Origin of the sequence: Hyphomicrobium sp. 99, from assembly GCF_000384335.2 — a bacterium.
Taxonomy (GTDB): Bacteria; Pseudomonadota; Alphaproteobacteria; order Rhizobiales; family Hyphomicrobiaceae; genus Hyphomicrobium_B.
This window is the reverse complement of record NZ_KQ031382.1, coordinates 3,148,258-3,175,234: the sequence shown is the minus strand read 5'-3', so window position 1 is coordinate 3,175,234 and position 26,977 is coordinate 3,148,258. Positions and strand designations below refer to the sequence as shown.

The following is a 26,977-nucleotide window of genomic DNA, read 5'->3' as shown; positions in this document are numbered from 1 at the left end:
AGAGAGGCGCGAGAACTGAGGAGATGGGCACATGTCGGATACGGGAACCTTGAAGTTGGCAGCGGCTGTTTCGGCAGGATCGCTGTTGGCGCTCACATTATTCGCGGTGTCGGTTCGTCCCGCAGCCGCGCAGGAATTCGACTGCCGGAGAGCGCAGACGACGTCTGAACGGACGATCTGCCGGAGCGACAGGCTGGCTGGTCTCGACGAGCGGATGAGCTCTTTATATTCGGAGCTCAAAGCGGCGTACGGCAATCGTTACGACCGCAACGATTTGAGGAACTATCAGCGGCAGTTTCTGGATGCGCGCGACAGCTGCGGCCGGGACACCGAATGCATCCGGGGCGCCTATCTCGATCAGATCAGTGTCTTGGAATCCCGCCTCGAGCAGGCTTACCGGCGTTCCGAGCGTTGAGCGACGTTTTCCACTCGCGGACCGGCTTCGCGGTCGAGGACCTCAAGCTTGACGGCCGCCAGGCCCTTTCCGGTTATTCCGAGGTTCTCGGCGGCTTTCGTCGAAAGGTCGATCACGCGGCCGGGCTTGAAGGGGCCACGGTCGTTGATCCGGACGATGACGCTATCGCCGCTGTCGACCCTCGTCACGCGGACGCGCGTGCCGAAGGGTAGGGTCCGATGCGCGGCCGTCAGATCTTGCGGATTGAAGGCTTCCCCGGTCGCGGTCCGCGAGCCCGTTCCATAAAAGGACGCGATGCCGGTCAACGTATGACCGGCGCCCGCCGGGTTTGGGCCATGAAGGGCGTACGGGGGCTCGGCAAGGGGCGCGGCCGTAGGGGCTGTCTGCTTGGGATCGGCGAAGGATGGCTTCGCGATGGTGATTTTGGCTTGCCAGTGATCGAATGAACCTGCCGGCCGGGTGGGGGCCGTTACGGTCGTCCAACTTCCCTGGGCCGCCTTATTGGCGGGGCCGGATAGGGCGTCGGGTAGAGACTGGGCTTCCGACGGGGCGCTCGCGGCTGGAAGGAGCAAGCCCACCCACATGGCAACATAAGCGACACTAATGCTTCCGCGCACGCATATCCCCCCGGATATTCTCCAATCCGACGACTATGCTGATTCGCGATGGCGGAAAAACGTCGGGAGGCATTGGTATCCCCAACGCCTCCCGAAGTTCGTTCGACTATGACCTTAAGGTTCAGCCGCGGCCGAGAACCTCGAGCGAGACCCGGGCGACGCCGGCTCCGGTCATGTTGATCTTCCGTGCGGCGCCGCGCGACAGGTCGATGACGCGGCCGCCGACGAAGGGACCACGGTCATTGATCGTGACGACGACCGACTGGCCGTTCGACTGGTTCGTGACGCGAACGCGCGTACCGAACGGGAGCGTGCGATGAGCAGCCGTCATACCCTCAGGGTTGAAACGGGCGCCCGAAGCGGTCTGCTGGCCTTCCCAGTAGTAGGACGCCATACCGCCCGAAGCGCTGCCGCCGACGTGCTTGCGTGCGTTGCCCTGAGCGTAGTGCTTGCGCGACCCCTTGGACGAATAGTGGGCTTTCTTCTGGTAAGAAGCCTTGTGATACGTCGCTTTGTGATGCGACGAGGACGCCATTGCGGGAACGGCAGCTGCCGACATCCCAGCGAACGCGAACGCGGCGATCGCAATAGTTGAACGCATAGTGCACTCCTTATCAAAAGAGCAGCAGTCGTCTGGGTCGAATGAGCGGTTTCCCCCGCCCGCGGCACGCCACCAGGCGACCACGGGGCAACCGCTTCGGAAGCGGCACCGTCGTTAATGTTGGGAGAAGTAGCTCTTAAGGTGAATTGCCCCCTATGACCCGTTTCAGAACTCCAGAACCTGGTTCTACCTGCTGCCCGTGCTAACTGGGGTCACCCCCCGTTCTGGCCCGCCCAACGAGCACCCTGTGGATAGGAGGTCAACCCATAGCAGATACCACCTTTTAACCATAATTCGTAAGTCACGGAAAATTCTAACTTATTTTAGCTGCACTTTTAAGTTGCGCGACGCCAGGTCGCAGAATTGGACTGCCATTAAGGGAACTGAAATCGGGGCGGGGCTCGCGCCACAAAATGTTTACTATTCAGTCTCCTAGCGAAAAATTCCCGGTTTTCGCTCCGTATGCGCCGTTTTTTGGCGGGCCTAAGGTGTTGTCAGGGCGAGGAGATCGCGGCCCGGATCCTTTTTGAAACGCAATCTGCTAGGCGGTGCCGTGCTCGACATTTGACGCCGATCACGCAACGTCCGAACCCGCGGTTCTCCGGTGAGGTCTCGGGTAACAACAGTTCAGTGCCGGCCCGGACGGTCAAGCTTTGGCCCATCCATCGTTCGGCGAGGCGGTGCGGGTCTGGGCGCAAATCGGGCTGATGTCGTTCGGGGGACCGGCCGGTCAGATCGCGTTGATGCACCGGGTGCTGGTCGAGCAGAAGAAGTGGCTCGACGAGGGGACCTATCTGCTCGCCCTCAATTTCTGCACCCTGCTGCCCGGTCCAGAGGCTATGCAACTCGCCACCTACGCGGGGTGGAAGATGCACGGGACGCGCGGCGGGTTGGCGGCGGGCCTGCTGTTCGTCGTGCCGGGCGCGCTCGTCATCCTCACGCTCGCAGCACTTTATTCGTCGTTCGGGACCGTGCCTGTGGTCGCCGCGGTCTTCACCGGCATCAAGGCGGCCGTGGTTGCCATCGTCGTCGAGGCTTTGATCCGCATCGCGCGGCGCTCGCTCAAGGGACGGACGGAATGGCTGATCGCGCTCGCGTCCTTCCTGGCGATCTTCATTTTCAACGTGCCGTTTCCGCTGATCATTCTCGCTGCCGGTCTCGTCGGCTACTGGCGCCTGTTGTCCGTGACGGATGCCGGTGCGAGCCGATCGGCGGAGGTCGCGCCGGTTCCATTCACTTCGACGGCGCAGACGATGGGCATCTGGCTCGCCGTCTGGTTACTGCCGCTGTGGCCGCTCTGTTCGGGTTCGATCACGTCCTTACCCATCTGGCGGTGTTCTTTTCGAAGCTGGCGGTCGTCACGTTCGGCGGCGCTTACGCGGTGCTCGCCTACATGGCGCAGGCGGTCGTCGCCGGTTACGGCTGGCTGAAGCCGGACGAAATGCTTTGCCATGGCGGTCGGGCCCTTGCATTTCGAGGTGCCGGAGATCGCGAGCCTTGATCCCGTGGCGCTCGGCCTTGGCGTCCTCGCCGCGCTTCTGCTCTTCGTGTTGCGAGCCGGAGTGATCACGACGCTCGGCGTTGCGGCGGCCGCTTCATTGCTCCTGACGCTCCTGCGTTGAGCGCAGAGATCAGAGCCAGCCCTTTTTCTTGAAATAGAGGTAGGGGATGAGGGCCGCGGCGAACATCAAGATGAGCGCCAGCGGATAGCCGTAATCCAATTCAAGCTCGGGCATGTGACGGAAGTTCATGCCGTAGATCGATGCGACCAGCGTCGGCGGCATCAGCATGACCGCCATGACCGAAAACAGTTTGATGATCTGGTTCTGCTCGTTCGAAATCATGCCGAGCGTCGCGTCGAGCAGGAAGCTCGTCCGCGCCGAGAGGAAGCGCATGCTTTCCATCAGCGATAGGATGTCGTGATTGGCCGCTTCGATGCGGGCGGCGACGCGCTGGTCGTCTTTGCGCTCGCGCGCGGCGTTCGCAAAATAGAGCGAGAGCCGATGAAGAGACATCGCGCTTTCCTGCGCTCTCGCGACGACGTCGCCTTCCTTGCCGACGGTTTTCAGAAGGACCTCGAGGCGGCGGCTTTGAGGTGCGCTCGAAGTATTTCTCTGACCGAATACGAGAGGCGCTATGCGCTCGACCTCGTCCTGAACGCGTTCGATCAGATCGGCTTCCCGCTCGATCAGCATTTCCAAAATGCCGATCATGACGCCGGCACCGGTGACGCAATCGACGTCACCCTTGGCGGCGCGGGCGATGTAAACGGGAAAAGCGCGCGGCGACGCGTATCGCACGGTCACGAGGTGATTGCCGGAAAGGATGAACGTCACGACCGAGGTCATCGGCACGTCCTGCTCGCTGTTGTGCAGGATGATGCTCGTCATGTAGTAGGCGCCGTTCTCGGTATAGAAACGGTTCGACGCCTCGATCTCGCGCATCTCGGATCGGGTCGGCACCTCAATGCCGAGCGCCTGTTCGATGTACTTGTCTTCGTCCTCTTTCGGTTCGATCAGATCGATCCAGACGCTCGTCGAGAGATCACCCATCCGGTCCCGCTGGACCAGTTTGCCACCAACCGCGTCGTAGACAGTGATCATCGTGGATAAAACCTTTTGAGTTCGGAGCGCACATTTCCGGCGCTTGCGGCCTGCCTGGGGGCCTGCCGTTAGCGCGAGTTATCACCGCGCCAGCCATTTCATGTCAGCTGTCGCCAGGCAACCCGGCCATGCGTCTAAGTTTCGTGACGCACATTTGTTGCACGGAGACGCACGAAGTGTGACAATTCAGTTTCCAAAGGAGGCCGATCATGGCTCTACGATTGAACATTAAGATCGGGGTGAGCGTGGCGTTGCTGGCCGCCGGGTTTGCGGTGCCAGCGGAAGCAGGGATCGCATGCCACAGGGGTTATCAAATGGTGCAGGGATCGCCGTTGTCGACGCCCTACTGCCAGGACCAGTATGTAGCCCAGGTGGCCAACGAGTACGGATTCAAGGCATCGCCGGAGAGGGTCCGGCAGGATCCCATTTTCAAGCAAACGCTTTGCCGGTACATCGGCCACGACATTCGCATCAAGGAGTCGTGCGACGAGGTCAATCCGACAGGACGCGGGCGCTTTTAAAACAAGAAGATTATCGCAGTGATGCGATGACGATTGCCTTGATGGCGACGGTCACCGGCATCACTCAAAATGCGGTTGCGGCGGCGGGGCCGCCGCTCTGATCTCAGTTGAGATCGGGAGTGACTTCGGCTGCGTCCTTGGCACGGCGAACGCTGCCATCGAACTGCGCGCCTTCATCTATCGAGAGCGTCTGCTTGATGATATCGCCGTCGACGCGTGAGGTTGCGTTGAGGTTCACCGAGGTGCCCTTGAGGGCGCCGCTGACTTCACCCTGCACCGTGATCGTGCGCGCCGTGATGGTGCCTACAACACTTCCCGTCTCGCCGACCGTCACCGACTCGCCGTGCACGTCGCCCTGGATATGTCCGGCGATCAAAAGCGAGCCTTTGGTTTTGATGACGAGTTGCTGACCGGAAATCGTGATGTCCTGGCCGAGCACCGAGGTCGGCGCATCGATCACGGAACTTGATTGTTGAATTGGCGAGCCGAAGAGCGGCGGGGCCGGGGTCTTCATTTGTGGCACCGGCGGCTGTTGCTGTGGCGTGAGTGTCTTGACTGGCTCAGTGCCACGCGAATCCGGCGTCGCTACGCGGTTGAACATATGACTACCCCCAAAATAAGAAACTGCTATCGCCCGTCCCGCTAGGGCTGCTTTAAGCAGTGTACTTTGGGTACATTATGGCCAAGTCGGCATATCCGCCAGCCTCGTTTCGCCGCGATGCCAAAAAGGATTTTTGGAAAAATTGTTAACGGGCACGGACTGCTTAAAATGTGAGCGGGCCGCCGTTTCGACGACCCGCCCAATGGCATTCGACAAACGGGTAAGACCTATCTGCGGATGTCTACGAACGGCGCAACGATGTGTTTGCCGTGGCGGCCCTTGTAGACATGCACGAAGGGTGCATCGACGACCGTCCTGCGGCCGCTTTCAACGCGCGTGAACGGTGCATGCACGACGTGCCGCGGCTTGCGGGGATGATAGTGGCGATGGCCATCGCGGTCGTGATCGACTTTCACAACATGGGAAGATGTTTCGCCCGCGGGCTTCGCGAGGGTCACCGCGTTGGCTGCGGTTGCGATCATCGCAGCCGCGCCGAGCATGGCGCCGATCGTTAGCGAGGAGCGGAAAATTGCCTTCATAAGATACTCTTTTCATTTCTGTTTGTAGTGCATTGAATTTAAGGGCCAAACTTTTCCGCTGCAACTCGGGTGCGGCAATGTCCCGACTCATGCGAGACTTGTGCTGAAAATGAGCCTGAGCGGGTGAAGCCTGAAAGCGACGTGCTCGTCCCAATTTTTCGAGGCGGGCTGCTGACAGCATTGGAGTCTGCTAGGTTCGATTAATAAAATAAGGGAGGACAACATGTTTGTTTGCCGGGTGGGTCTCTTATTTGGGCTGACGGCGCTTCTCGCCGTTCCTGCCGCCCGTGCTGCGGACGATGCGACCTGTCCTCGCGCCGGCACGCTTGGCGTCTCCCGCACCGTCGAAATCGATACGACCGGCGGTCCCGGTTTCGGCATGGATAACTACAAGGCCTACGACTTTCTGCAGGACAAGGAAATCCTCCTGACGTTCGACGACGGCCCGCAGAAATATACGACTGAGGCCGTGCTCAAGGCGCTGGGTGATGAATGCGTGAAGGCGACATTCTTCTCGATCGGAAAGATGGCGCTCGGTTATCCTGAGATCATTCGCGAAGTGGCGAAGGCGGGCCATACGGTCGGCACGCACACGTGGAGCCACAAGTCGATCGCCAAGCTCAAGACTTTCGACGAAGGCAAGGATGAGATCGAGCGCGGCGTCAGCGGTGTCCGTCGCGCCGTCGGCGGGCCGGTCGCGCCGTTCTTCCGTTTTCCAACGCTCGCCGATACGCCTGAGGCGGTCGCGTATCTCGGCAAACGCAACATCGCGATGTTCTCGACCGATATCGACAGTTTCGATTTCAAGCCGCAGACCGCAGATCATCTCGTGAAGTCCCTGATGCAGAAGATCGACAAGAGGGGCAAGGGCATCATCTTGATGCACGACATTCACAAGACGACGGCGAAGGCGGTGCCGATGCTCCTCGCCGAGCTCAAGGCGAAGGGATACAAGATCGTCCACATGACGGCGAAGTTTCCGGTGACGACGGTCGCGGAATACGATCAGGCCATCGAGAAGGAAGCCAAGGGCTTGCCGCAGGTGGGCGCCGAGCGGCCGGTTTCCAGCATCGTCAAGACGATCGACGGGCCGGCGCCTGCAGCGGAATCCGCGACGAGTGGGGGCGAGCCCGAAGGGTTGCCGCCGCCGCCAGCGCCTGATGCCGCAACGACCGCGGGATCTGCTGCTTCGCACTCCGAGGGCGCAGCGCCCGCGCTTCCGTCATTCCCGACGACACCTTCGAGCGAACCGGCAGCGAATTCCGTTCCGGGCAAGCAGTCGGCGGTGCAGCCGATGAAGTCCATTGCGGAGACTTCATCGCCACCATCTCCGATGGGTCCGGTCGTTACCACGACGGGCAGTCTTCCCGCGGCCAACGCGACGGTTCCACCGACGCATACAGCGGCGGTGAGCATGGCGCAGGAGACTGCGTCTCCCGTCAAAACGGTTTCCGCGGAAGGCGAGAAGACGGCTGCGAGTTCTCCCGCAGCGCCAATGATGCCTATCGAGACGGCGCCTCAGCAGCCGACGAAATCGATTTCTCAACGGGTCAAGGACGCGTGGGAATATTGGTTCGGGCAATAAAAAATCGATTGGGGCCGCGCGCATTTTTGGCGCTGCCGACTCTCCTGCGTCGAGCCGGCCGGGAGCGCAGGACGCATTTTGATTGGCGCTGCCGACACTCCTTCGTCGAGCCGGCCGGCAGCGCCAGTACGCGCAAAAAAAGAAATGGGTGGCGGTGCCACCCATTTCTTTTTGGACGCCCTGATAGGCCCCCCCGGGCCCGCCGCAAACCAAAGTGTTGTGGCCGAAGCGCAAGACAGCGCAGTGGCTTATTTTTGGGCGTTCGCTACGGCCGACGCTGATGATCGGCGTGTAGCGTTTCCGGCATTAAGTGGGACTTGACCCACTCCCCCAGTCGATCCCCCGATCGGCTGCCCACTTGGCGCAAAGCTATGTGAGGTCTCGCGCCACTGCCAGACAAAACGAATCATCCTGCTCTGAATCCGGGCATGTGTTGCGTCCCGGATACAACCCAGCGATTTATCAGCGTACGGTTTATAATGCTGTGGAAAGGCTCCGTAGACGTTCGGAATCGCCAAAAGAAAAGGGCCGCTCCTGTGAGAGCGGCCCCGTGAGATCATCGTGCTGTGCGGAGTGCAATGTCTACCGCTTAGGTCTCAGATGCGATCCAGGAGAGTTCCTGATGCAAGCCTGAGCGACCACGACATCGTCCGCCTCAAGATCCCACTCGACATCGGATCACCTCCTCTCGGTTGTTGAAAGATGGAGGTAAGCTGGCACTGTTTGCGGGCTTTGAAAAGGGGTGTGCGACGATACTGACGGCTCTGCGACGCTCGCTAGTTCCATCGCGGCTGGGCAATGAGCAGCGTCACGACGAACAGCGCGGCGGCGATTGACGGAAGGGCGAGAACCGCCAGCACGGTATTCGCGGCCGCGCGGCGTTCCTTGGTCTTGAGGCTGTAGCCGACCGCGATGATGGCGCAGATGCCGCCGAGCAGGCTCAGCCAAAGCAGGATGTTGAAGGATGATACGGAGCCGTCAGCGATGCCGACGAGGAAGAAGTAGAGCGCGAGAAAAAGCGCCGCGATGTCGATCATCAGGAAGACGCGAAATGCGAGCATGGGAAATCCATTGGACAGAATCTTGGAGCGGGCGACGGTATCTGCGTTTGAGCTGTTTACTGCACATTTCGTCCGTGCGCGCACTCAGCCGTGGTGAGATGTGCGCATTTCCATTGCCCGTCCAAAGCCCGCGAGCACCGTTCCGAGCGCGAAGAGGGCGAGGACGATCAGCTGCAAATAGTCTTCGACGCGCTCCTTCTCGATCATGAAATCGGAAATATTTGCGTCCGCGGTTTGAAAGCGGCCGAGAGTTTTGTCGCGATCGGATTCGGCTTCCTTGATCTTGTCGGCCGGTGCGTTGAGCGCTTCGAGCAACGCGATGCGCGTGTCGAACGTCGCCTTGGTCTGAACCTGCGCCGATTGCTGCATACTGAATGTCGCCAGCTGCCATTCGATCTGCCGCTTCAGCGGGTCGAGATAAAAGATCTGCATTGCCGCTGAGCCGAGCAGCAGGGCAATCCCGAGCAGTTCGCCGAGCTGATAGGTTTTGAAGCCCATTTTCATCCCCCCAGATTTGCGCATTCCCGTTGTGCTTTGATGCTGCAAAACGGGTGAGGGAGCCATCGGTTTTCCTAGGAAGCGACGGGGCTCGAGCACATCGATCCACCTAAACTCCAGTGTAGCGCCCTCTTAGTCTCGGCTGGAGAATTTCCGCGAATCAGCTCACATCATTTTACTGATCGCCGTTCATTGGATGGTTTTCTATGAAATCGACGTTGCTTTCGGCTGCACCACCGGCGGCGAGTGGCCCAATAGAGATACGTTCAAGCTGACGTCCCACGCAGTTCGCTTCGGCGTTTCATACGCGCTCGGCAAGTAGCTGCCGCGCGACGCGATAAGCGGATTTGGAAAAGCCGGGCATGTGCCCGGCTTTTTTCATGCGCGATTGGCGTGGCTGTCAGTGCCCGGACTTAATCTCCGGTGGAGAATTTCGTGCGAATCAATCAGATCGAATTGATCGATGTTCACTTGAAGGTGTGAAATGAAGCGGTCGTGCTTATCTGCGGTGGCGCTTGTCGCCTTGTCCTCGTCCTCGTTCGCTGCAGATCTCGGAAAACTTCGCGCAACACCCGCCATCTCGCCGCTTTATGACTGGTCGGGCTCCTATGTCGGCTTGCAGGCCGGATATTCGCGCGGCCACGTGGATTATAAAGAAATCGGTTATGACGAAGTGCAGGGCGAGAACTATTTCGGAGGCGACAGTCAGCCCGCGTTCGTCGGTGGCGGTCATGCCGGATATAACATTCAACGCGGGGCCCTCGTTTATGGCGTCGAGGGCGATGTCGAATTCAACGATGGTCGCAATACTTGGTATGACCCGATTTACCACAGTTGGGGTTACAAGGCTCAAACAGGGTGGCAAGGGTCGGCACGGGTACGGCTCGGCTACGCCTTCGATCATTCGCTCGTCTACGCAACGGGCGGTTTGGCCGTCGCTGAATTCTCCGCCCGAGACTTCTGCGATTGGTGCGATCCGCCAAGTGTATCAGGTTCCATGAACCAACCCCGTGTTGGCTGGACGGTCGGAGGAGGCATGCAATATGCGCTCAACGACCGATGGTCGGTGCGCACCGAATATCGCTACACGGACTTCGGATCGCACACAGAAGATGTCTCGGTGTATTGGGACCGCCACTTCAAAGATGCCTGGAGCCTGACTTCGCACGCTGTTCGCTTTGGCGTGTCATACGCGCTCGGCAAGTAAGCGTCGCAAGAAGCGCCAATTGGATTTGGAAAAAGCCGGGCATTTGCCCGGCTTTTTTTATGCATTGTCGGCGACGCCCAGGGCAAAGGGTTAGTGTGCATGGCGCGCGAAGGACGGTTGCGCCACGCGTCCCGTCATGGCGCACCGCACTATTTCAAAGTGCCTCGCTAACGATTATATCTCCGCTTGGGGCATGTTTTGCATACGGAGTTGTCCAATGACCACTTGTGCCTGCGCAAACTGCCAATTCTACGACACCCATATAGGTGCTGCGGCAAAGCATAAGGAAAAGGATACCGGATTGTGCCGCTTCAATCCGCCCCTTCCTCAAGCAGGGTCTGCCAATACGCGTGCTGCTTGGCCCGTTGTCGAAAAGAGCGACTGGTGCGGACATTTTGCGGCAACCGTTGAGCGTATGACCGCGGTCGCGGCCTAAGCATCCGAAGCGGCATCAGCTCGTTCGTGTTTGGGTATCGATGGTGCTCAGTCCCTAATCGGTGGCACGCGAGCTGTTGTCTGCTTTCTCACTTCGTCGACATCGAGATAAACCTCGTTCCCCATCGCCTTGAACTTCTCGCTCATCTCGGCCATGCCGACTTCCTTATCGTTCAAGGTCGCTGCGTAGTCGCGGACGTCCTGCGTGATCTTCATCGAGCAGAACTTCGGTCCGCACATCGAGCAGAAGTGGGCGACCTTGTGCGCGTCCTTCGGCAGCGTTTCGTCGTGATAGGCGACGGCGGTATCGGGATCGAGCGACAGGTTGAACTGGTCTTCCCAGCGGAAGTCGAAACGGGCGCGCGAGAGGGCGTCGTCGCGAAGTTGCGCCGCCGGATGGCCTTTTGCGAGGTCGGCCGCGTGCGCTGCGATCTTGTAGGTGATCACGCCGACCTTGACGTCGTCGCGGTTCGGCAGCCCCAAGTGCTCCTTCGGCGTCACGTAGCAAAGCATCGATGTCCCGAACCAGCCGATCATCGCGGCGCCGATGCCGGACGTGATGTGGTCGTAACCCGGCGCGATGTCAGTCGTCAGCGGTCCCAACGTATAGAACGGGGCTTCGCCGCAGGCCTTCAGCTGCTTCTCCATGTTGACCTTGATCTTGTGCATCGGCACGTGGCCGGGGCCTTCGATCATCACCTGGCAGCCCTTGTCCCAGGCGATCTTCGTCAGCTCGCCGAGCGTTTCGAGTTCGGCGAACTGTGCGCGATCGTTGGCGTCGGCAATCGAGCCCGGCCGCAATCCGTCGCCCAGTGAGAACGATACGTCGTACTTGCGCATCAGATCGCAGATCTCGTCGAAGCGCTCGTAGAGGAAGCTGTCCTTGTGATGTGCGAGGCACCACTTGGCCATGATCGAGCCGCCACGCGAGACGATGCCGGTCACGCGGTTGGCGGTGAGGGGGACGAACGGCAAGCGCACGCCGGCGTGGATCGTGAAGTAATCGACGCCTTGCTCGCACTGCTCGATGAGCGTGTCGCGATAGAGTTCCCACGTCAGCTTGACAGGATCGCCGCCGCATTTTTCGAGCGCCTGATAGATCGGCACGGTGCCGATCGGAACGGGCGAATTGCGGATGATCCATTCGCGCGTCGTGTGGATGTTGCGGCCCGTGGAGAGGTCCATCACGGTGTCGGCGCCCCAGCGGATCGCCCAGACCATTTTCTCGACTTCCTCCTCGACGGACGACGTCACGGCCGAGTTGCCGATGTTGGCGTTGATCTTCACGAGGAAGTTGCGGCCGATGATCATCGGCTCGAGCTCGCCGTGATTGATGTTTGCGGGAATAATTGCGCGGCCGCGGGCGATTTCGCTGCGCACGAATTCGGGCGTGATGTGCTCGGGGAGTTCGGCGCCGAAGCTTTGGCCATCCGTCAGTGCATCTTTCGCCCGCGCGAGTGCGGCCTCACGGCCGAGGTTTTCGCGATGCGCGACGTAGATCATTTCTTTCGTGATGATGCCGGCGCGGGCGCATTCGAATTGCGTGAGTGGCTCGGAATTCGCTGCGCGGAACGGGCGATAGACGGTCGGGAAGACGCGCGCGGCGTGGGCGCCGGAGACGTTGCCGTTATCTTCGGGCTGTACGGTCCGGCCGTCGTAGGTTTCGATGCCCGCGCGTCCTGCGATCCAGGCGTCGCGAATGCGCGGCAGGCCTTTCTCGACGTCGATGGTAACGGTGGGATCGGTGTAAGGACCCGATGGATCATACACGCGGAAAGCCGGTTCGTTGATGTCGGTCAGCGCGATTTCGCGAAACGGCACGCGGATGTCGTCGTGACCCGACGGTGAGGAATAGATCTTTGTCGATGCCCGGTGCGGCCCGACCGTCACTTTGGGCGTTTGAATATCAGCGGCGCGCGTAAGCTTGTTCATGGCAGTTTTGCTCCTCTCGGCCACTCCCTTGCGAGGACGTGGCTGGGCGATGGCACACGCGCGAAAAACGCGTGCGAACAATTGCGTGCCCGGAAAGGTGCGGAATCGTGGCGTCGTGCCACTCTCGTGCTCCGTCCCTTCGCCGGCATAACCCGGATCAGGTTCGAAGGGTGCTCGCGCTTTCGTTACGCGATCTCAGCCGGAACACCGGCGCCCCTCGGAAAACGAGAGCATTGTGGCTCCGTTGTGCGGAGATGGCAAGCCTGGCGGCGCAATTACCGTCGTCATCCCCGCGAAGGCGGGGATCCGCCCAAGCTGCCGGAGCCAAGAAAGCGGGCGCTCACGTGTGTTTGGCCTACGGGTTGCCATCGGCCTGGATGGATCCCGGCCTTCGCCGGGATGACGAAAAAAAACAGGCGCGCCTTGAAATAGGCGATGCTAAGCCGCGACGGCTTGCTTGGCGACGGCGACCCAGCCTTTGATTTTTTCGATGTCGGGCGGGCGGCCTTCGCGGAGAACGCGTTTGCCGGCGGACGTCGTGACGAAGCGCAATACGTTCGCGGATAGAGAGACTGGGTCGGCTTCGGCGACGGCCCGAGCCGTCCGGTATCCGGCACCGACGAGCAACTGAGCGTGTGTGCCCCGAAGGCCCGGCACCGCCATCACGAGGCGCGCCTGGTCCTGCCATTCGAGAAGCGTTTCGGCGTCGAAATGCGGATCGTTCAAAGCCTCCGCGAGCTGCTCGGGATCTTGTGCGAGGAAATCGCCGACGCTGTAGATGCCGACGGCCGCGATACGATCGGCCGTTTTCGGACCGATGGACGGCGCTGCCTCGAGAGCGTCATCCGCCGTGAGGTACGTGTTGGCTTCGTGCAACCGCTCATCTCTTAGCCGCGGAGCCCGAGATGGCGATCGACCCGTGGCGCGCAGTTGCTCGGCCTGCGCGGCCATGGTTTCGGCTCGCGGTCTTGGCGCGGGCGCATCGGGAAGCGCGGGCGGCTGTTCGGAGATTGCGCTCAGGGCGACAGCCGATTTGGCGACGGCGATTTCCAGCGCAGTATCGTCGCGTCCTTCGATGCGGGCGGCGCGCGCTTCGCTCCGCTCGGCAAGTTTTGGCGCCAATACTTCGGCGTAGTGCAGATCGCGAATGGTCTTGTCGTCTTCCGAGAGCGCGTGGCGCACGGTGCCGGTCGCGCGGAGTTCGTCGTAAATGGCGGCGACGGCCTTTTTGTCCTCGGCATTCGACAACCGTTTCTCGATGAACTTTCGCGGGATCTCGGTCAGGCTGAGGAACGTTTCGGACGTCAACGTCACTTCCGGCGCCATGACGTTGGAGTCGGCGATTGCGCGGTCGAGAACCTTGCCGAAGCTGGCCGATGCATAGATCAGAAGCTCGGCGACGATATTTTTGCCGATGTCGTCGAGGCCTTCTTCCGGCCGTGTCGCGCCCTTGTTGATGTCGTAGTGGGCGATGAGCTTTTCGTAATAGCGATGCGAGAACTCGGCGCTGCTGCAAACCAATTCGGAAAGCCAGCGCGGACCTGAGGGCACGCGAATGTCGGGGGTTCCGTAACGCTTTTCGCCAAGTGCGCGCAGCGTATTGTAAGAGCGATTGATGCTCCACTCGGCCGCGCGATGGACGGCGTTCTCGGCTTCCGTCTGACCGGTGTGGAACGGCATTACAGGATCGGTGAAGTAGTGGCTCAGCACGCCCGCGGCGTAAACGGCTTCCGGCCAGTTGCCGCCTTTGAGTTCAAAGACGGTTCTCGCGTACCATTCGTTCACCTTCTCCAGCGCGCCGCCCCAGTAGTTCTCGGAGACGTGCAGAACGTGGTTCTTGAAATCCTTGAACGTTACGTCAGGCGCTTTCGAGCCCTGGAGATAGAGCTCGACATGCTTCAGGAAGAGGCGTGTCCAGTCTTCGCTGTCGTCGCGTCCCATGGACTGGAGCGCGTCGAGCGCCAGCTTGTGATGCGTGCCATTCGCGTGCGTGGCGTAGACGATGCGATAGAGAAGCGACATGGGAGCCTCGGGGTGAGCAACCGGTCCCGATGGTCTACGTGAGTCGCGCCGCCGGCTCGATTGATTCGGCCCCGGTGTTGCCGCTCATCAACGATTTTCGCGATTCCGCGCGTTTTTTTCGGCGGCGAGGTTGATGATGTCGGCGCTGCCACGCCGGTCGCGGGCGATCCGGCGAGCGAGGGCGGCTCGTCGCGCCAACTGGACGACATTTAGTTCGCGTGGTGACGATTCGTCGGAGAGGACGCGTTTCAGCGTCTCGGGGGCCAGTCCGCAGGCGGCTCCGAGTGCCAGGGCTTCTTCGCGCGCGACAGCGTGGGCGGCTTCGATGTAGCCCATCAGCGCAGCTGCGGCGTGAGCGCTGCCAAGCGGGCCGGTGCGTTCTACGTTGCCGAGAAGGGAGAGAACGCTTTCCGCGATTTCAACAGCGGCGAGGTCGCCGCCGAGAAGAATTTTTGCACGGCCGTGCATCGTAGCGTCAGGTCCGCCGATCAATGCGGCATCCGCCAACGCCACGTCTCGCTGTTCTAGAACTTCGAACAAAACTTGGAATTCACGCGGCGTGCGGGCGCCGAGATCGACAAGGACAGCTCCGGGTCGAGGGCCTGCGGTTGAGGGCGGCTTGCCGTCGCCAATGAGCAGCTGGCGGAAGGTTTCGGTGTCTTCGATTGCCGCGAGCACGATCGGACATTGGAATGCGGCGCCGGGTTCGGAGATCTGTTCGAGCAGCTCGCCGTGGGTCACAGGCGGCGGCGAGCCGGGAAGTGCGGCGTACACCGTATGAAAATGGCAGGCGGCGATGCGCTCGGCGATTGCTGAGCCGAATTCATCGTTGCCGATTACGCCGATTGGCCGATTGTTGAGAGCGTGCCCCATTGCGTCGTGCCCTTACTGCTTTTTGCTTTGCTTATCGCTATTTTCCCTCACGCCACCAGGCCAAAGCGATCAGGGCGAGCAGAGCAGAAAGCGCTGCGAGCCCTGTGAACATCGGCGTTAACTTCACGCCGCGGGTCAGGAAGGCTTGACGATCCTTGAGGCCAAGCCAGCCAGACCCTGCCATCACCTTGGCTGCCGACATCATTGAGATACGCGGCACATCGATATCGGTTGCAGACGAGAGGGCGCCGGAAGCCTTCGTCCAGAAAACGCCGCCGCCCGTCGCATCGGCGATCGGCTTCATTTTCTGATCCGTTGCCGTCACTTCGCTCATTTCGCGCGGATCTTCGACGCCGGCATTGGCGACCGCCGTCAGATCGCCGTCGGGGCCCTCGGTTTCAATTTTGTACAGTCCGGGAAGCTTCACATCGACGGCCGAGCGCCAGACGCCCGGTTCGACCGGAACGGAGTCGAGCGTTACGTTCGAGGTATCGCCGCCGGGGCCGAGAATCTTGACCGGGCCGACCTTGTCTTCCATCGAGCGGCGCTCGATGGTGAGCTTCAGTCCCTTGGCGGATGCGATGAGGCGTTCTTCCTCGAGATCCGGCTCTTTCATCAGCCAATGCGAGAGGCGACGCAGCAGGTCGGTGTGCGGTCCGCCGCCATCGTAGCCGCGCGCCCAAAGCCACGCATGATCGGACGTTAAAAGCGCGACGCGGCCTTTGCCTTTGCGATCGAGGATGAGGAGCGGTTTATCTTCGGCGCCGTTCATGACGACGCGGCCGCGCTGGGGCGTCACCTCGGCCTGGCGGTACCATTTTCCCCACGTCGGCTCGGGCGCGGCGTCCGCCACCTGCGCGGCGTTCCAGCCGGGCAGATCCTTGGTGACTGGATGCTTCTGTCCGTCGGCCGTCACCTTCGCCTTGAACGGCATCTCGAGAACGCGCCCGGTTGGCGCTGCGGGCAGCACCGGCGCGAGCGGCGTTTTGTAGATGCTGTAGGGGCTCGCGTAATCGTCGCCGGCAGCGATCAGCAACGCGCCGCCGTGTTCGTTCACGTAGCGGGCGATGTTGTCGTAGTAGAGCAGCTGCAGGATGCCGCGATGCTCGTACCGGTCAAAAATGATCAGGTCGAACTCGTTGATCTTTTCCGAAAAGAGCTCGCGCGTCGGGAAGGCGATGAGCGACAGCTGATTGATCGGCGTGCCGTCCTGCTTCTCGGGCGGCCGCAAAATCGTGAAGTGTACGAGGTCGACGGCGGCGTCCGATTTCAGAAGGTTGCGCCACGTCCGCTCGCCGGGATGTGGCTCGCCCGAGACGAGCAGCACGCGCAGGTTCTCGCGCACGCCTTCCGCGGCGACGACGGCGCGGTTGTTCGCCGTTGTCAGCTCGCCCTCGACGGGCTGCAATTCGATCTCGACGATATTCGTGCCGGTGTGCGGGATCGGCATGTCGATTTTGACATTGCGATTGATCTCAGTGCGCACCGTCTCGTCGGGCAGGCCTTCGCGGCGGACCTTCAGCGTCGCTGCGCCGGAATTGGCGGAGGGCGCGCTTCCCGTCTCGCGCACGGCGACCTGGATTTCGCGCGACTGTCCGACAAGGCCATAGCGCGGCGCTTCGATCACTTCGATGCGACGGTCGAATTCGTTGGGCTTGCCGGTCAGCAAGGTGTGGACGGGTGCATCGAAGCCGAGGGCCGCTGCCGATTTTGGAACATCGTGGACCTGACCGTCCGTCACGAAGACGACGCCGGCGATGCGATCGGGCGCGGTGTCGTTCAATGCGGCGTTGAGATCGGTGAAGAGGTTCGTTCCAGCGGCTGCCGTCTCGGAGGGGACGCCGCCCGTCACCCACTTGATGTTGAGGTTTGGGATTTTCGCGAACTTCGTCTCTAAGTCGGACCGGATCGCTTCCATCTGCTGGGTGCGATCGGCGAGTTTCTGGCTCGGGCTTTCGTCGAGCACGACGATCGCGACGTTGGCGAGGCTCTCGCGCTGCTCTTCCTTCAGGATCGGATTGAACAGTGCCGCAAGGAGCGCCGCCAGCGCGGCGGCGCGAATGAATGCTCCGCGCGAGCGCCGGAAGAGCATCACCAAGATCAGCGCGACAGCCACCGCCGTCAGGCCGATGAGAACCGGCGACGGGAGCAGCGGAGCGAATGTGATCGACCAGTTCAAAGACTATGCCTCTATTGACCCAGCCTCTCGAGGAGGGCGGGAACGTGAACCTGATCGGCTTTGTAATTGCCCGTCAGCGCGTGCATGACGATGTTGATGCCGCCGCGAAACGCCATCTCGCGCTGCATTTCGCCGCCCGGCACCACGGGGTACATCGGCCGTCCGCGATCATCGAGCGCCCAGGCCGCAGCGAGATCGTTCGACGTAATCATGATGGACGTGACGCCGTCGGAGACGCGGGCCTTGTGCGTATCGTTGTCGTTGTTCGAAATGGCCTCGACCCAGAGCTGTCCGCCATCCCAACGGCCGGGGAACGAACGCAACAGATAAAACGATTTCGTCACGACGTGATTTTCGGGCACGGGCTCGAGACGCGGCACGTCGAGCTTGCTCAACAGCCGCTGCAAGGCCGTGCCGCCGCGCCCCGCGAGCGGCAGCGTATTCGCGCCGCCCTGGCCATAGTCGCGCGTATCGAAAATGATGAGGCCGCCTTCCTTCATGTAGGCGTCGATCTTGGCGATCGTCGTGTCGGGAAGGGCTTCGGCGGATTCGAGCACCGGCCAATAGAGGATCGGATAGAAAGCGATCTCGTCTTTGCTGATGTCGACGGCTGCGGGTTCACCCGGCTCGACTGCGGTGCGTGTCTGCAGAACGCGGCCGAGACCTTGCAAACCGGCGCGGCTCGTCTCGTCGGTCTCGCGGTCGCCGCTGACGACATACGCGAGCGTCACCTTGCTCGTCGCGTCGATGGCGGCTTTGTCAGCGGGCGTCGGCGCCGAGCGCACGATGTCGGGCCCTGACCGCGGCGATGGTATCGGCGCGAAATTGTCGAGCTGGGGTATGTCCTGGAAATTCGGCTGCAGTTCTTGCGCTCTGCCGTCGCCCGCGCCAGCGAACGCGAGAACGGCGAAGATGAGTGCAACTGCGCCGGCGCCTGCCGCTCTCGAACGGCCGGGGCGGCGCGAGAAGAGCCCGCGCATGCCGCCGGACTGGAGAAGCATGACGGCGAGTATGTCGAGGAAGAGAAGCGCAAGCGCCGCTGAGAGGAGTGCTGGTTTCAGGGCCGTGCTCGCTGCGTTGTCGTAGCTCAGTCGCGTCACGCCTGCGGTCAGCGGTGGGAAGGGCACGAGCGTGCTTTTCGCATTGAGGACGTTGAACGCACGCGGGCTCGCCGACTGTCCATAGTAGCCGGGGGGATGTTCGAAGCTCGGCTTTGTCGATTGCAGTTGGGGCGATTTCAGCGGCTCAGCCGTCGGCGGCGGCGAGACGAGCGTGCCGAGGCCGTTCAGTGTTTTGAGGGGGGCAAGGACACCCGCGTCGCTGCTATTTTTCGGCGTCGCATCGGCCTTCGCGGACTTCGTGCCGTCGCCTTGTTCGGAGGCCGATGCGCCGACGACGCCCATCGTGGAAAGACGGCGCAGCATCTCGACGAACAACCCCGAGATCGGAAGATTGGACCAATCGGAATTCGCGGTGACGTGGAAGAGCACCAGCCGGCCGTTGCCGCGTTTCGTCGATGTGACGAGCGGCGTGCCGTCTTTGAGGCGGGCCCAGATCTCGACGTCGGGCGTCAGCTCGGCGGGATCGGCCAGAACCTGCCGATTGATCGTTACGTCTTTCGGGATGGCGAGGCCTGAGAAGGGGCTGCTCTCGTCGAATGATGCGAGCGGCTGCGGCGACGACCACGACAATGCGCCGCCGAGCGAGCGTCCGCCCGTGCGGAGCGCGACGGGAAGAAGATCGTCGCCCGCTTTCTCGAGCCGCGGTCCTGCGAAGCGAACGAGCAGGCCGCCGCGTTTGACGAAATCTTCGACCTTTTCGGCCGCTTCACCCGAGAGCGTGCCGATGTCGGCAAGCACCAGAACCGAGATGTTCTGCTTCAGGACGGAATCGAGGCCCTGGACGAGGTTTGAATCCTTTGTGACGACGACGTCCGCATAGGGCTTCAGCGCCTTCTCGACGTAATAGAGCGGCGCGAGCAGCGGCTGCGCTTCTTCGCGGCTTTCGCCCGAGAGAAGTCCGACGCGATGCCATTGCGTCATGGCGTCGATGAGGCTGACGGCACCGGCCGAGCGTTCGCCCGCGATCTCGATGCGCGCGACCTGATTGCGGAGTTCAAGCGGCAGTTCGAACGTCGCTTTCGCCGATGTCGCTCCGGCGATGAGACTGAAGGGGGCTTCGCCGAGGCGTTCACCGCGTGCGGAAAACGCGTTGACGGTGCCTTCGCGCGCGGGGCCGCCGGGAGAGAGGACGACGGCTTCGAGCTTGCCCTTCTCGGCGAGGTTCGCGACCAGCCCTAAGGCTTCGCGGCCGTGCGTTTCGTCGAGCACGGCGAACGTGCCGTTGCCCGCAAGATCTTGGAGTTTTTTCGCGATGCCGGCGACTTGCGATTTGTGATCGATGCCGTCGTGCAGCCAGACGATGCTCGGGTTCTTCTCGCCCGCTTCCGACAACGCGGACTGCAACGCGCCGAACGCGGCTTCGCGGTCGGGATCGAATGGTTCGGGCGTGAGAGCGGCGGCGGTGCTGCGGGCTTCGCGCGGCGGTTCGATCTTGACGCTGTGGAGTTTGCTCGCGGCTGCGGTCGGTACGATCACGACGGGGCGTCCCCCGCTTTCGGCTTCGCCGATGATGCGGTCGATCATGCTCGCGCGTTCGGACCAGCGCGACGCGGCAGCCCAGCCGTTGTCGACGAAGACGACGACGGGACCGGAGCCGCCGAGGCTCGAATTTTTCGACGGATTGAGAATGGGCTCGGCGAGGGCAAATATGACGAACGTCGCCGCGAGGAGGCGGATCAGCGTCAGCCACCACGGCGTTTTCTCGGCCGTCTTCTCGTCGTTATCGAGGCCGACGAGAATGCGCGTCGGCGGAAATTCGACTTGCGTCGGGCGCGGCGGCACGGCGCGCAGCAGCCAATAAATGACGGGCAGCGTGACGAGGGCCGCGAGCAGCCAGGGATTGAGGAAGGCGAGCGGGCCGAGGCTCATCGCGCGCGCTCCTTGGCGTCGGTCGAGATAGCGTCCGAACTCGACGACATCCAGCGATAGCCCTGAGCCGATCCGTTGAGGCGCATCAGCAGCGACAGCAGCGGCTCGGATGCTGGGCGATCGGTGTGATGGGTGAGCAGCGACCAGCCGAAGCGCTTCGCCATCTCGGCGAGTTCGGCGCGATGGGCCGCGAACCGCTCCTGATATTTGGGACGCAAGGCTTCAACGCGATCAGCGACCCAGCGTTGGCTGCCGGAGGGCGTCATGAATTCGGTGCGGCCGTGATAGGGCAGCGTTTCTTCCGCCGGATCGATGATCTGCACGAGGTGGCCGCCGACGCCGTGGCCTGCGTAGCCTTCGAGGCGTTCGCGGAGCGCATGCACGGGGGCGAGGAAATCGCTGAAGAGGATGAGGCCTGCAAAGCGGTTGAGCCCGGCATTCGGCGGCAGGCTTTTCTGTATCTGCTCGGATTTCGCGTTGACGACGATCGTCTCGGCGATGCGGGTTGCGGCGTTGCGGTTCGCGGTCGGCAGCGTTTGACCGAGAAGTGCCACACGCTCGCCGCCGCGCACCAGCATTTCAGCCGATGCGAGGGCGAGCACCAGCGCGCGGTCGCGCTTCGTCACCTTCGAGAGATGGCTTTTGAAATCCATCGAGGGGGAGACGTCCGGCCAGAGATAGAGCGTGTGGGCTGCTTCCCATTCGCGCTCGCGGACGTAGAGGTGATCGGAACTCGCGGAGCGGCGCCAGTCGACGTTGCTCGCGTTTTCGCCCGGCTGATACTGGCGAAACTGCCAGAACGTTTCGCCCGGTCCCGCGCGTCGGCGTCCGTGAATGCCCTGCGCGACCGTCGAGGCGATGCGCGCCGCTTCCATCAGCAACTCGGGCATGCGATCGACGAGCGAAACGGCTTCGCGCTCAAGTGCGAGAACGCGCCGGCTTTCGGGGCCAGCGCCGTCGCGTCCGCCGCCTGTCCGCCCTAGAGGGCCCGCCATTCGCGCTCCTTTTATTCCACGGCCGCGGCGAGGCGCGCGATGATGTGAGTGAGATCTTCGCCTTCGGCACGGGCGGCGAACGTCAACGCCATACGATGCTTCAGGATCGGCTCGGCGAGCGCCACGACATCATCGACAGACGGTGCAAGGCGGCCGTCGATCAGGGCTTTCGCGCGGACCGCGAGCATCAGCGCTTGGCTTGCGCGCGGGCCCGGACCCCAGGCGACGAAGCGGTCGGTGTCGCTGTTCTCGCCGGTGCCGGGACGCGCGGAGCGCACGAGCTTCAAGATCGCTTCGACGACCTTATCGGGCACGGGGATCTGGCGCACGAGGCGCTGCGTCGCCATCAATTCCTGCGCGGAGATGACGGCTTCGAGCTTCGGCGTTTCGTTGCCCGTCGTCGCGTAGAGCATGCGGCGCTCGGCGACGAGATCGGGATAGCTGACATCGACCTGAAGAAGGAACCGGTCGAGCTGCGCCTCGGGTAGCGGATACGTGCCTTCCTGTTCGAGCGGGTTCTGGGTCGCCAGCACATGGAACGGCGCGGGCGTATCGTGGCGCTGTCCGGCGACGGTGACGTGATGCTCCTGCATGGCCTGCAAGAGCGCCGACTGCGTCTTCGGCGAGGCGCGGTTGATTTCGTCCGCCATCAAGAGCTGCGTGAAGATCGGGCCCTTGATGAAGCGGAACGAGCGGCCGCGGCCGGGTTCGTCCTCCAGCACTTCCGAGCCGATGATGTCCGACGGCATGAGGTCGGGCGTGAACTGGATGCGCTTGGCGTCGAGCCCCAGCACCTTGCCGAGCGTTTCGACGAGCAGCGTTTTCGCGAGGCCCGGAACGCCGATGAGCAGCGCGTGGCCGCCCGACAGGATCGTAATGAGCGTGCGCTCGATCACCTGATCCTGCCCGAAAATGACGGTCGCGGCCGCCTTGTGCGCGCGCTGCACGCGCTCGGCAGCGGCTTCGAGCCGCGGCACGATATCAGTGTGAGTTTCGACGACAGTGCTCATAAGGGAGGCCTCGCGCAGCAGCGTTTTGTCAGTCTTGTTGGCGAAAACGCCATTGAAAACAACGGCCGAGCAGCGGTGTTCCCGGCGGTAGCTTGAACGTAGACGATCCTGCCCGGCCCTCATAGGGTCAAGTGAACGTTACGTTAGGATATTGCACTCATTGAGGCTCCGACTTGGAGCGACCGTAAATGCCGAATGAAAAACCGCAAGTTCCTCAGATGACCAGCAAAACTGACGCACATCCCTCGGGTCTCGAAGCCTTGATGCGCGCGGCGTCGGAGGGCGGGGACACGAGCGTCAGACCGGTGGAAAAGTGGAACCCTCCCTACTGCGGCGACATCGGCATGAAGATCCGCCGCGACGGCTCGTGGCTGTACCAGGGGAGCCCGATCGGGCGCATCGCGCTCGTCAAGCTGTTCGCCTCGATCCTGCGGAAGGACGAGGACGGCCGGACCTATCTCGTGACGCCCGCGGAGAAGGTGGACGTCGAGGTGGAGGACGCGCCGTTCCTCGCCGTCGAGATGGCAGTGACGGGCGAGGGCGCTAAGCGGACGATTACGCTCCGCACGAACGTCGATGACGTCGTGACGGTGGATGCGGAGCATCCGTTGCGTTTCGCGAAGTCAGAGCCCGACGGCGGACTGAAGCCCTACGTGCTCGTGCGCGGGAGGCTGGAAGCGCTCTGCACAAGAGCGGTGTACGCGGAGCTGGTGGAGTTGGCGGAGGCGGGTGAGGGCGACGCGGGTGAGATTGGGGTGTGGAGTGGGGGCGTGTGGTGGGGGATGGGATAGGTGAAGCAGATGCTGGAGACTGGCTGCGCATCAATTGGAAACACGAGTATCATCTCTAGAGTCCAGGTTAATTCCATATTTTTTTACCCGCCTCCGATTCAGTAAAGACTCATTGCCGATTTTTATAAGTGCAGCTTTCGTCTTGTCCGCAATTGAGGTCTCGAGTTCACCAGCGCCACCCATAGTTTTAAATGATAATGCCATTCTGATGCATGCAGACAGTTCGGATCCGTTTTTGAGGTCCTTAAATAGCCGGAGATAGGAATCTTCGCTCATCGCTGATAGTAATGCGATATCCTCGTCTGACCACGACCTATTTTGCGCGATAGTTAGTAGTACCTGCTTTGGATCCCTGCTGTCTTTGACTTCAGCTTGCTTCTTGGTAACGGCCTTTTTGAAGCCTTCATCTGAAATATCATCGGGTAAGAACAGATTGCGCACATCAAAGACCTCAGGGCCGTGGCTATCCACGTAAAGCTGCACAAGCTCATCAGCGAGGCTGCCCTGGTTCAAGTCCCTGAATAGCGTGACAGTGGAATTGGCATTCAACGGCCGGATGTACTTTGCGTTTTTGCGGAAGCTGTCGTTCAAGCCCGTGATCACCTCGTCCTGATTATCATCGAACCCGTCATGAAATAAGCGCCAAGCGTTGTGGAAATCATCATCTCCTTGCTTTTCTTTGTACCCGCTATCAAGGCGTTGAGCTTCTTCGTTCACTAAGTCCGGGATAAAGAATCCGCGCTCAATGCTTTCGAGCACGATCTCTGAGGTGCGAGAGAAATATTGCATCCCGTATTCATCTAGTATGGTGCCCCATAATTCTTCGTCGGGCGATCCATCCTCCTCTTTGCCATATAGTTGGCTTCGACGATTTTTGAGGAACTCAATTTTTGGAGCAGCCTCGGAATATCGACTCCATCCAAGTAGCATGAGCTCTTTCATGAAATTGGAGAACACGCTTGGATGATACGTTGCTAGTAGCGGTTCCAGTAGCCGTGCCATCCGTTCGACTCGACGAATTACGCGAATGTTTGTGATACCGAGCGCGACAACATGATTGCGAAGCTCTTCATGAATGCGGGTGTCGTTTGGTAGGGCGATGGTGCTGCATTCCTGAGCTGTCGGTTCAAACTTGATGTGGGTGTCAACTGTTTTTTCGAAGAATTGGAGGAAGTCATCTTTCTCGGTTTTTTCGAAGGCGCCTTCGTTAAGAATGAGAACGACCTTGCAATTTCGCTGTTCCTTCAAAAACGTTGCAAGTCCCAGCACATCTTTAATTTTTAGGTCGTCGCCTTTTCGTTCCAAGTCGTCGAGACAGACAATCTGATTTCGCACAGCCAGAAATGATAGTCGCTCAAAAACCTCGCTAAGATCTACCATCCCAGCGAGGGAGCCGAGCCATGCGACGGGCTTTCGCCAGCGGTTCTTCGTGTTTGTAACGGGATTTGACCAAATGGTCTTTGGGTCAATTTTTTCGCCGATCTGCTCAACAGGTAGGGTGTTCTCCAAAATGGCGAGCTTCAATTTTTCGGGAGAGTTGATTCCATAAAGGGAGATAAACCCGTATTGCTTAAGACCGAATGCCTCTTTCGACTTGAGTACCAGATCGTTCCAGGCATGCGTCTTTCCGGTGCCCCATTTGCCGTTGATGCAGAGAACTTCGGGCTCCGTGCTTGCTAGGAAACGCGTGATTTCGTTTTTGAGAACGTCGATAGACATGTGGGCCCTCATTTTGGACTAATTGCTCTTGGGACGCTGAAGAATTGCAAATTGCTGAACTCAGCTTGCCGCGATAGGCACCGAATAAAGGTCTCAGCTAGCACATCTCGAAAAAAGTCGGTTCACAGAACGTCGATTGGTTTGAATTTTCCTCTGAAAAAAAGCCCCTTCCCTTCAACTCGCCGTGACTTGCAAGGGCGTGCACTCGAGCATGGGGTGTGCGTGCGGATGAAGAATTCTTAGTCGGCAGCACTCGGCTGAACCTTCCCTCGCATCCTCGAATGCGTGAGCGCAGCGAGGCGCGTTCGGGGATCCAGCGTGAGAAGCGCCGGAGGTTCGATATTGCGTCTTCTGACCAAGTTTTACGCTGGATCCCCGACCTTCGGCGCGGCTTCGTTTTGCGCTGGCGACTCGCGTTCCGCGAGCCGGCCGCCAGCGCAGTGAGCCGCGCTCGGTCGGGTATGACGGAAGGGCAGGGCGTGCGGGCGCATCAGCAAAAAACGTTTTCAGCAAAACGATGACCCGAATTGTGAATGGTTTCTGAACTGCCTATTCGGGAACCGTTCAACCGAACGCGCGCTATCTCGCTCAGTCGGGTGGCATCGCGTTTCAATAATCCGGAAAAGTAAGAACGCGAGGACGCCGCGGCGGTAGCGTATTCAATGCGACTCGCGGCACTGGTGGTGGAACTGACGCGCGGTGCAGCGTAGACGGTCCTAAAGAGCTAAAGGAATTACGAGATGAAATCTTTCACGATCATGCTGGCGGCCGTTGCGATGGCGGCCACATCGACTGCGACTTTCGCGGCTGCTTCGAAATCCAAGCCGAAGACGCCAGAGTCGATCGAATGCTCGAAGCAGGCCGACGCGAAAGGCTTGCACGGCAAGGAGCGGGTCAAATTCCGCGCTCAATGCAAAAAGGAGCTGAAAGGGAAATCATCGGCAGGCTCCTCGGCTACGACGACGCCATCGCCGGCGGCCGATAAGTCCAGCACGACACCGGCTCCAGCGAAAACCGACGGTGCACCGGCGGGCAACAAGACGCCAAACTGATCGCGAGGTCGTTCCGACTGCAGCCCCGCCGCCCGCGGGGCTTTTTTTCTGCCATATCGCGAATTTTGCGGATCCCCGAACGCGTTTCGCCGGGTGGCCGGCTCCCGGAACGGGAGTCGCCCGGCCAGCGTGAGACTCGTCGCGAAATTCCATGTGGCGCCTTCGGCGATTCTTACGCTGGATCCCCGAACGGGATCGCGTTGCTCACCCGTTCGAGGATGACGGATGGGAAGTGTGTCCGTGCTTTCGGCGATTGCCGCTTAACCTTCCGCGAAATTGGTACGCGCAAACTTATCCCCGCTTGTTCCGCGCACAGCATACTCCCTCTCGTCCCGCCGCGACTTGCAAGGGCGTGCACTCGAGCATGGGGTGTGCGTGCGGATGGGAGCGTGCCGGGCCGCCAGCGATATCGGCGCGCCTGGGGATGTCCTGCCGGCCGCGAGCGGGCCTCTTATGAGGCGTCGCGGTTCAACTCCCGCTCCAACTCGAGATGCACGGGAGGTTGGTGGGCTCACGGCTCGAAAGGAGGTTCGCCTCTTTTCAGGTTGTTGAACGGCTTCGATTACCGGTTCGGCCGCTGCGAAGTCGTGGCCAAGACTTGGCACTGTCACGGGGCGGCGAAGGCTGCATCCGAAGTACATAAGACATGAGAGCGAGGCCCCGCCGTCCCGTTCCTTGTTTGATTGGCGCAACCGACTCGCGTTCCGCGAGCCGGCCGGAGTTTTTGCGTT

25 protein-coding genes and 1 riboswitch are annotated in these 26,977 nt (G+C 60.9%); of the genes, 10 read left to right on the top strand and 15 right to left on the bottom strand.

Annotation, left to right across the window (positions count from 1 at the left end; genetic code table 11):
* The first annotated feature begins 31 nt into the window (after nucleotides 1–31).
* Nucleotides 32–415, top strand: a complete 384-nt coding sequence (locus G359_RS15330) for a lysozyme inhibitor LprI family protein (protein WP_045836827.1) — start codon at nucleotides 32–34, stop codon at nucleotides 413–415.
* Here the strand turns inward: G359_RS15330 and G359_RS15325 are convergent.
* Together G359_RS15325 and G359_RS15320 are read right to left on the bottom strand one after the other, a co-directional pair.
* Nucleotides 394–1,032 (bottom strand): septal ring lytic transglycosylase RlpA family protein, encoded by a 639-nt coding sequence (locus G359_RS15325; RefSeq protein WP_245280058.1) that lies wholly within the window; start codon nucleotides 1,030–1,032, stop codon nucleotides 394–396. The two genes, G359_RS15330 and G359_RS15325, sit on opposite strands and share 22 nt — an antisense overlap.
* A gap of 121 nt (nucleotides 1,033–1,153) precedes the next feature.
* Complete coding sequence (locus tag G359_RS15320; protein ID WP_045836826.1) at nucleotides 1,154–1,633, bottom strand: septal ring lytic transglycosylase RlpA family protein; 480 nt, start codon at nucleotides 1,631–1,633, stop codon at nucleotides 1,154–1,156.
* 653 nt (nucleotides 1,634–2,286) lie between these two features.
* Here G359_RS15320 and G359_RS15315 point away from each other — a divergent pair.
* The 3 genes from G359_RS15315 to G359_RS20575 are packed head-to-tail and all read left to right on the top strand — an operon-like array spanning nucleotide 2,287 to nucleotide 3,255.
* Entirely contained in the window at nucleotides 2,287–3,063 is a 777-nt protein-coding gene (locus G359_RS15315; protein ID WP_052699403.1) for a chromate transporter, read from the top strand.
* Nucleotides 3,015–3,134: a hypothetical protein gene (locus G359_RS21155; protein WP_371199074.1), complete on the top strand. Its 120-nt coding sequence runs from the start codon at nucleotides 3,015–3,017 to the stop codon at nucleotides 3,132–3,134. The genes G359_RS15315 and G359_RS21155 overlap by 49 nt, the downstream gene beginning before the upstream one ends.
* Nucleotides 3,085–3,255, top strand: coding sequence for a hypothetical protein (locus tag G359_RS20575; protein ID WP_156150793.1), 171 nt, complete (start codon nucleotides 3,085–3,087; stop codon nucleotides 3,253–3,255). Before G359_RS21155 ends, G359_RS20575 begins: the two co-directional genes overlap by 50 nt.
* Nucleotides 3,256–3,264: 9 nt before the next feature.
* Here the strand turns inward: G359_RS20575 and G359_RS15310 are convergent, their stop codons facing one another.
* The gene (locus tag G359_RS15310) at nucleotides 3,265–4,236 is read right to left on the bottom strand and encodes a magnesium transporter CorA family protein (protein ID WP_045836825.1); all 972 of its coding nucleotides are present in this window, start codon (nucleotides 4,234–4,236) and stop codon (nucleotides 3,265–3,267) included.
* Nucleotides 4,237–4,445: 209 nt separating this feature from the next.
* Here G359_RS15310 and G359_RS15305 point away from each other — a divergent pair, with 209 nt between their 5' ends.
* Nucleotides 4,446–4,757: a hypothetical protein gene (locus tag G359_RS15305; protein WP_045836824.1), complete on the top strand. Its 312-nt coding sequence runs from the start codon at nucleotides 4,446–4,448 to the stop codon at nucleotides 4,755–4,757.
* Between the two features lie 103 nt (nucleotides 4,758–4,860).
* Here the strand turns inward: G359_RS15305 and G359_RS15300 are convergent, their stop codons facing one another.
* Nucleotides 4,861–5,271, bottom strand: coding sequence for a bactofilin family protein (locus G359_RS15300; protein WP_245280057.1), 411 nt, complete (start codon nucleotides 5,269–5,271; stop codon nucleotides 4,861–4,863).
* A 314-nt stretch (nucleotides 5,272–5,585) separates the two neighbouring features.
* Nucleotides 5,586–5,897 (bottom strand): hypothetical protein, encoded by a 312-nt coding sequence (locus G359_RS15295; protein WP_045836822.1) that lies wholly within the window; start codon nucleotides 5,895–5,897, stop codon nucleotides 5,586–5,588.
* A 223-nt stretch (nucleotides 5,898–6,120) separates the two neighbouring features.
* On the opposite strand from G359_RS15295, the gene G359_RS15290 reads away from it, so the two are divergent.
* On the top strand, nucleotides 6,121–7,482 hold the full coding sequence (locus G359_RS15290) for a polysaccharide deacetylase family protein (RefSeq protein ID WP_045836821.1): 1,362 nt from the start codon (nucleotides 6,121–6,123) through the stop codon (nucleotides 7,480–7,482).
* A gap of 776 nt (nucleotides 7,483–8,258) precedes the next feature.
* On the opposite strand, the gene G359_RS15285 is transcribed toward G359_RS15290, so the two are convergent.
* The gene (locus G359_RS15285; RefSeq protein ID WP_045836820.1) at nucleotides 8,259–8,543 is read right to left on the bottom strand and encodes a hypothetical protein; all 285 of its coding nucleotides are present in this window, start codon (nucleotides 8,541–8,543) and stop codon (nucleotides 8,259–8,261) included.
* Between the two features lie 84 nt (nucleotides 8,544–8,627).
* A complete protein-coding gene (locus G359_RS15280; RefSeq protein WP_045838086.1) occupies nucleotides 8,628–9,041 on the bottom strand; it encodes a hypothetical protein in 414 nt (137 codons plus the stop codon).
* A 196-nt stretch (nucleotides 9,042–9,237) separates the two neighbouring features.
* Between G359_RS15280 and G359_RS21030 the strand changes: the two genes are divergently transcribed.
* Together G359_RS21030 and G359_RS15275 are read left to right on the top strand one after the other, a co-directional pair.
* Complete coding sequence (locus tag G359_RS21030) at nucleotides 9,238–9,363, top strand: hypothetical protein (RefSeq protein ID WP_256363862.1); 126 nt, start codon at nucleotides 9,238–9,240, stop codon at nucleotides 9,361–9,363.
* A 162-nt stretch (nucleotides 9,364–9,525) separates the two neighbouring features.
* Entirely contained in the window at nucleotides 9,526–10,248 is a 723-nt protein-coding gene (locus G359_RS15275; RefSeq protein ID WP_052699402.1) for an outer membrane protein, read from the top strand.
* Nucleotides 10,249–10,731: 483 nt separating this feature from the next.
* On the opposite strand, the gene thiC is transcribed toward G359_RS15275, so the two are convergent.
* The 7 genes from thiC to G359_RS15240 form a co-directional block, all read right to left on the bottom strand.
* A complete protein-coding gene (gene thiC / locus G359_RS15270; protein WP_045836819.1) occupies nucleotides 10,732–12,615 on the bottom strand; it encodes a phosphomethylpyrimidine synthase ThiC in 1,884 nt (627 codons plus the stop codon).
* A gap of 117 nt (nucleotides 12,616–12,732) precedes the next feature.
* Nucleotides 12,733–12,843: riboswitch (TPP riboswitch) on the bottom strand.
* Nucleotides 12,844–13,053: 210 nt separating this feature from the next.
* Nucleotides 13,054–14,637 (bottom strand): DUF4332 domain-containing protein, encoded by a 1,584-nt coding sequence (locus G359_RS15265; RefSeq protein ID WP_045836818.1) that lies wholly within the window; start codon nucleotides 14,635–14,637, stop codon nucleotides 13,054–13,056.
* An 87-nt stretch (nucleotides 14,638–14,724) separates the two neighbouring features.
* The gene (locus G359_RS15260; RefSeq protein ID WP_045836817.1) at nucleotides 14,725–15,510 is read right to left on the bottom strand and encodes an NAD(P)-binding domain-containing protein; all 786 of its coding nucleotides are present in this window, start codon (nucleotides 15,508–15,510) and stop codon (nucleotides 14,725–14,727) included.
* Nucleotides 15,511–15,547: 37 nt separating this feature from the next.
* Nucleotides 15,548–17,689: a membrane protein gene (locus G359_RS15255; protein WP_045836816.1), complete on the bottom strand. Its 2,142-nt coding sequence runs from the start codon at nucleotides 17,687–17,689 to the stop codon at nucleotides 15,548–15,550.
* 11 nt (nucleotides 17,690–17,700) lie between these two features.
* Nucleotides 17,701–20,679, bottom strand: coding sequence for a DUF4159 domain-containing protein (locus G359_RS15250; RefSeq protein ID WP_045836815.1), 2,979 nt, complete (start codon nucleotides 20,677–20,679; stop codon nucleotides 17,701–17,703).
* Nucleotides 20,676–21,674 carry a DUF58 domain-containing protein gene (locus G359_RS15245; protein ID WP_045836814.1) on the bottom strand — a complete coding sequence of 333 codons (999 nt, stop codon included), beginning with the start codon at nucleotides 21,672–21,674 and terminating at the stop codon, nucleotides 20,676–20,678. The genes G359_RS15250 and G359_RS15245 overlap by 4 nt, the downstream gene beginning before the upstream one ends.
* 11 nt (nucleotides 21,675–21,685) lie before the next feature.
* Entirely contained in the window at nucleotides 21,686–22,684 is a 999-nt protein-coding gene (locus tag G359_RS15240) for an AAA family ATPase (RefSeq protein ID WP_045838084.1), read from the bottom strand.
* 188 nt (nucleotides 22,685–22,872) lie between these two features.
* On the opposite strand from G359_RS15240, the gene G359_RS15235 reads away from it, so the two are divergent.
* Entirely contained in the window at nucleotides 22,873–23,475 is a 603-nt protein-coding gene (locus G359_RS15235; RefSeq protein ID WP_045836813.1) for a DUF1285 domain-containing protein, read from the top strand.
* A 30-nt stretch (nucleotides 23,476–23,505) separates the two neighbouring features.
* On the opposite strand, the gene G359_RS15230 is transcribed toward G359_RS15235, so the two are convergent.
* A complete protein-coding gene (locus tag G359_RS15230; RefSeq protein ID WP_156150792.1) occupies nucleotides 23,506–25,194 on the bottom strand; it encodes a hypothetical protein in 1,689 nt (562 codons plus the stop codon).
* Between the two features lie 740 nt (nucleotides 25,195–25,934).
* Here G359_RS15230 and G359_RS21150 point away from each other — a divergent pair.
* A complete protein-coding gene (locus G359_RS21150; RefSeq protein ID WP_371199073.1) occupies nucleotides 25,935–26,246 on the top strand; it encodes a phosphate starvation-inducible protein PsiF in 312 nt (103 codons plus the stop codon).
* The last annotated feature ends 731 nt before the right edge of the window (nucleotides 26,247–26,977 follow it).

Excerpts from the sequence above, each read along its gene's own strand:
- G359_RS15330 (WP_045836827.1), top strand. The coding sequence starts at position 32 with ATGTCGGATACGGGAACCTTGAAGTTGGCAGCGGCTGTTTCGGCAGGA.
- G359_RS15320 (WP_045836826.1), bottom strand. The coding sequence starts at position 1,633 with ATGCGTTCAACTATTGCGATCGCCGCGTTCGCGTTCGCTGGGATGTCG.
- G359_RS20575 (WP_156150793.1), top strand. The coding sequence starts at position 3,085 with ATGGCGGTCGGGCCCTTGCATTTCGAGGTGCCGGAGATCGCGAGCCTT.
- G359_RS15310 (WP_045836825.1), bottom strand. The coding sequence starts at position 4,236 with ATGATCACTGTCTACGACGCGGTTGGTGGCAAACTGGTCCAGCGGGAC.
- G359_RS15305 (WP_045836824.1), top strand. The coding sequence starts at position 4,446 with ATGGCTCTACGATTGAACATTAAGATCGGGGTGAGCGTGGCGTTGCTG.
- G359_RS15300 (WP_245280057.1), bottom strand. The coding sequence starts at position 5,271 with ATGAAGACCCCGGCCCCGCCGCTCTTCGGCTCGCCAATTCAACAATCA.
- G359_RS15295 (WP_045836822.1), bottom strand. The coding sequence starts at position 5,897 with ATGAAGGCAATTTTCCGCTCCTCGCTAACGATCGGCGCCATGCTCGGC.
- G359_RS15290 (WP_045836821.1), top strand. The coding sequence starts at position 6,121 with ATGTTTGTTTGCCGGGTGGGTCTCTTATTTGGGCTGACGGCGCTTCTC.
- G359_RS15285 (WP_045836820.1), bottom strand. The coding sequence starts at position 8,543 with ATGCTCGCATTTCGCGTCTTCCTGATGATCGACATCGCGGCGCTTTTT.
- G359_RS15280 (WP_045838086.1), bottom strand. The coding sequence starts at position 9,041 with ATGGGCTTCAAAACCTATCAGCTCGGCGAACTGCTCGGGATTGCCCTG.
- G359_RS21030 (WP_256363862.1), top strand. The coding sequence starts at position 9,238 with ATGGTTTTCTATGAAATCGACGTTGCTTTCGGCTGCACCACCGGCGGC.
- G359_RS15275 (WP_052699402.1), top strand. The coding sequence starts at position 9,526 with ATGAAGCGGTCGTGCTTATCTGCGGTGGCGCTTGTCGCCTTGTCCTCG.
- thiC (WP_045836819.1), bottom strand. The coding sequence starts at position 12,615 with ATGAACAAGCTTACGCGCGCCGCTGATATTCAAACGCCCAAAGTGACG.
- G359_RS15265 (WP_045836818.1), bottom strand. The coding sequence starts at position 14,637 with ATGTCGCTTCTCTATCGCATCGTCTACGCCACGCACGCGAATGGCACG.
- G359_RS15260 (WP_045836817.1), bottom strand. The coding sequence starts at position 15,510 with ATGGGGCACGCTCTCAACAATCGGCCAATCGGCGTAATCGGCAACGAT.
- G359_RS15250 (WP_045836815.1), bottom strand. The coding sequence starts at position 20,679 with ATGAGCCTCGGCCCGCTCGCCTTCCTCAATCCCTGGCTGCTCGCGGCC.
- G359_RS15245 (WP_045836814.1), bottom strand. The coding sequence starts at position 21,674 with ATGGCGGGCCCTCTAGGGCGGACAGGCGGCGGACGCGACGGCGCTGGC.
- G359_RS15240 (WP_045838084.1), bottom strand. The coding sequence starts at position 22,684 with ATGAGCACTGTCGTCGAAACTCACACTGATATCGTGCCGCGGCTCGAA.
- G359_RS15235 (WP_045836813.1), top strand. The coding sequence starts at position 22,873 with ATGCCGAATGAAAAACCGCAAGTTCCTCAGATGACCAGCAAAACTGAC.
- G359_RS15230 (WP_156150792.1), bottom strand. The coding sequence starts at position 25,194 with ATGTCTATCGACGTTCTCAAAAACGAAATCACGCGTTTCCTAGCAAGC.
- G359_RS21150 (WP_371199073.1), top strand. The coding sequence starts at position 25,935 with ATGAAATCTTTCACGATCATGCTGGCGGCCGTTGCGATGGCGGCCACA.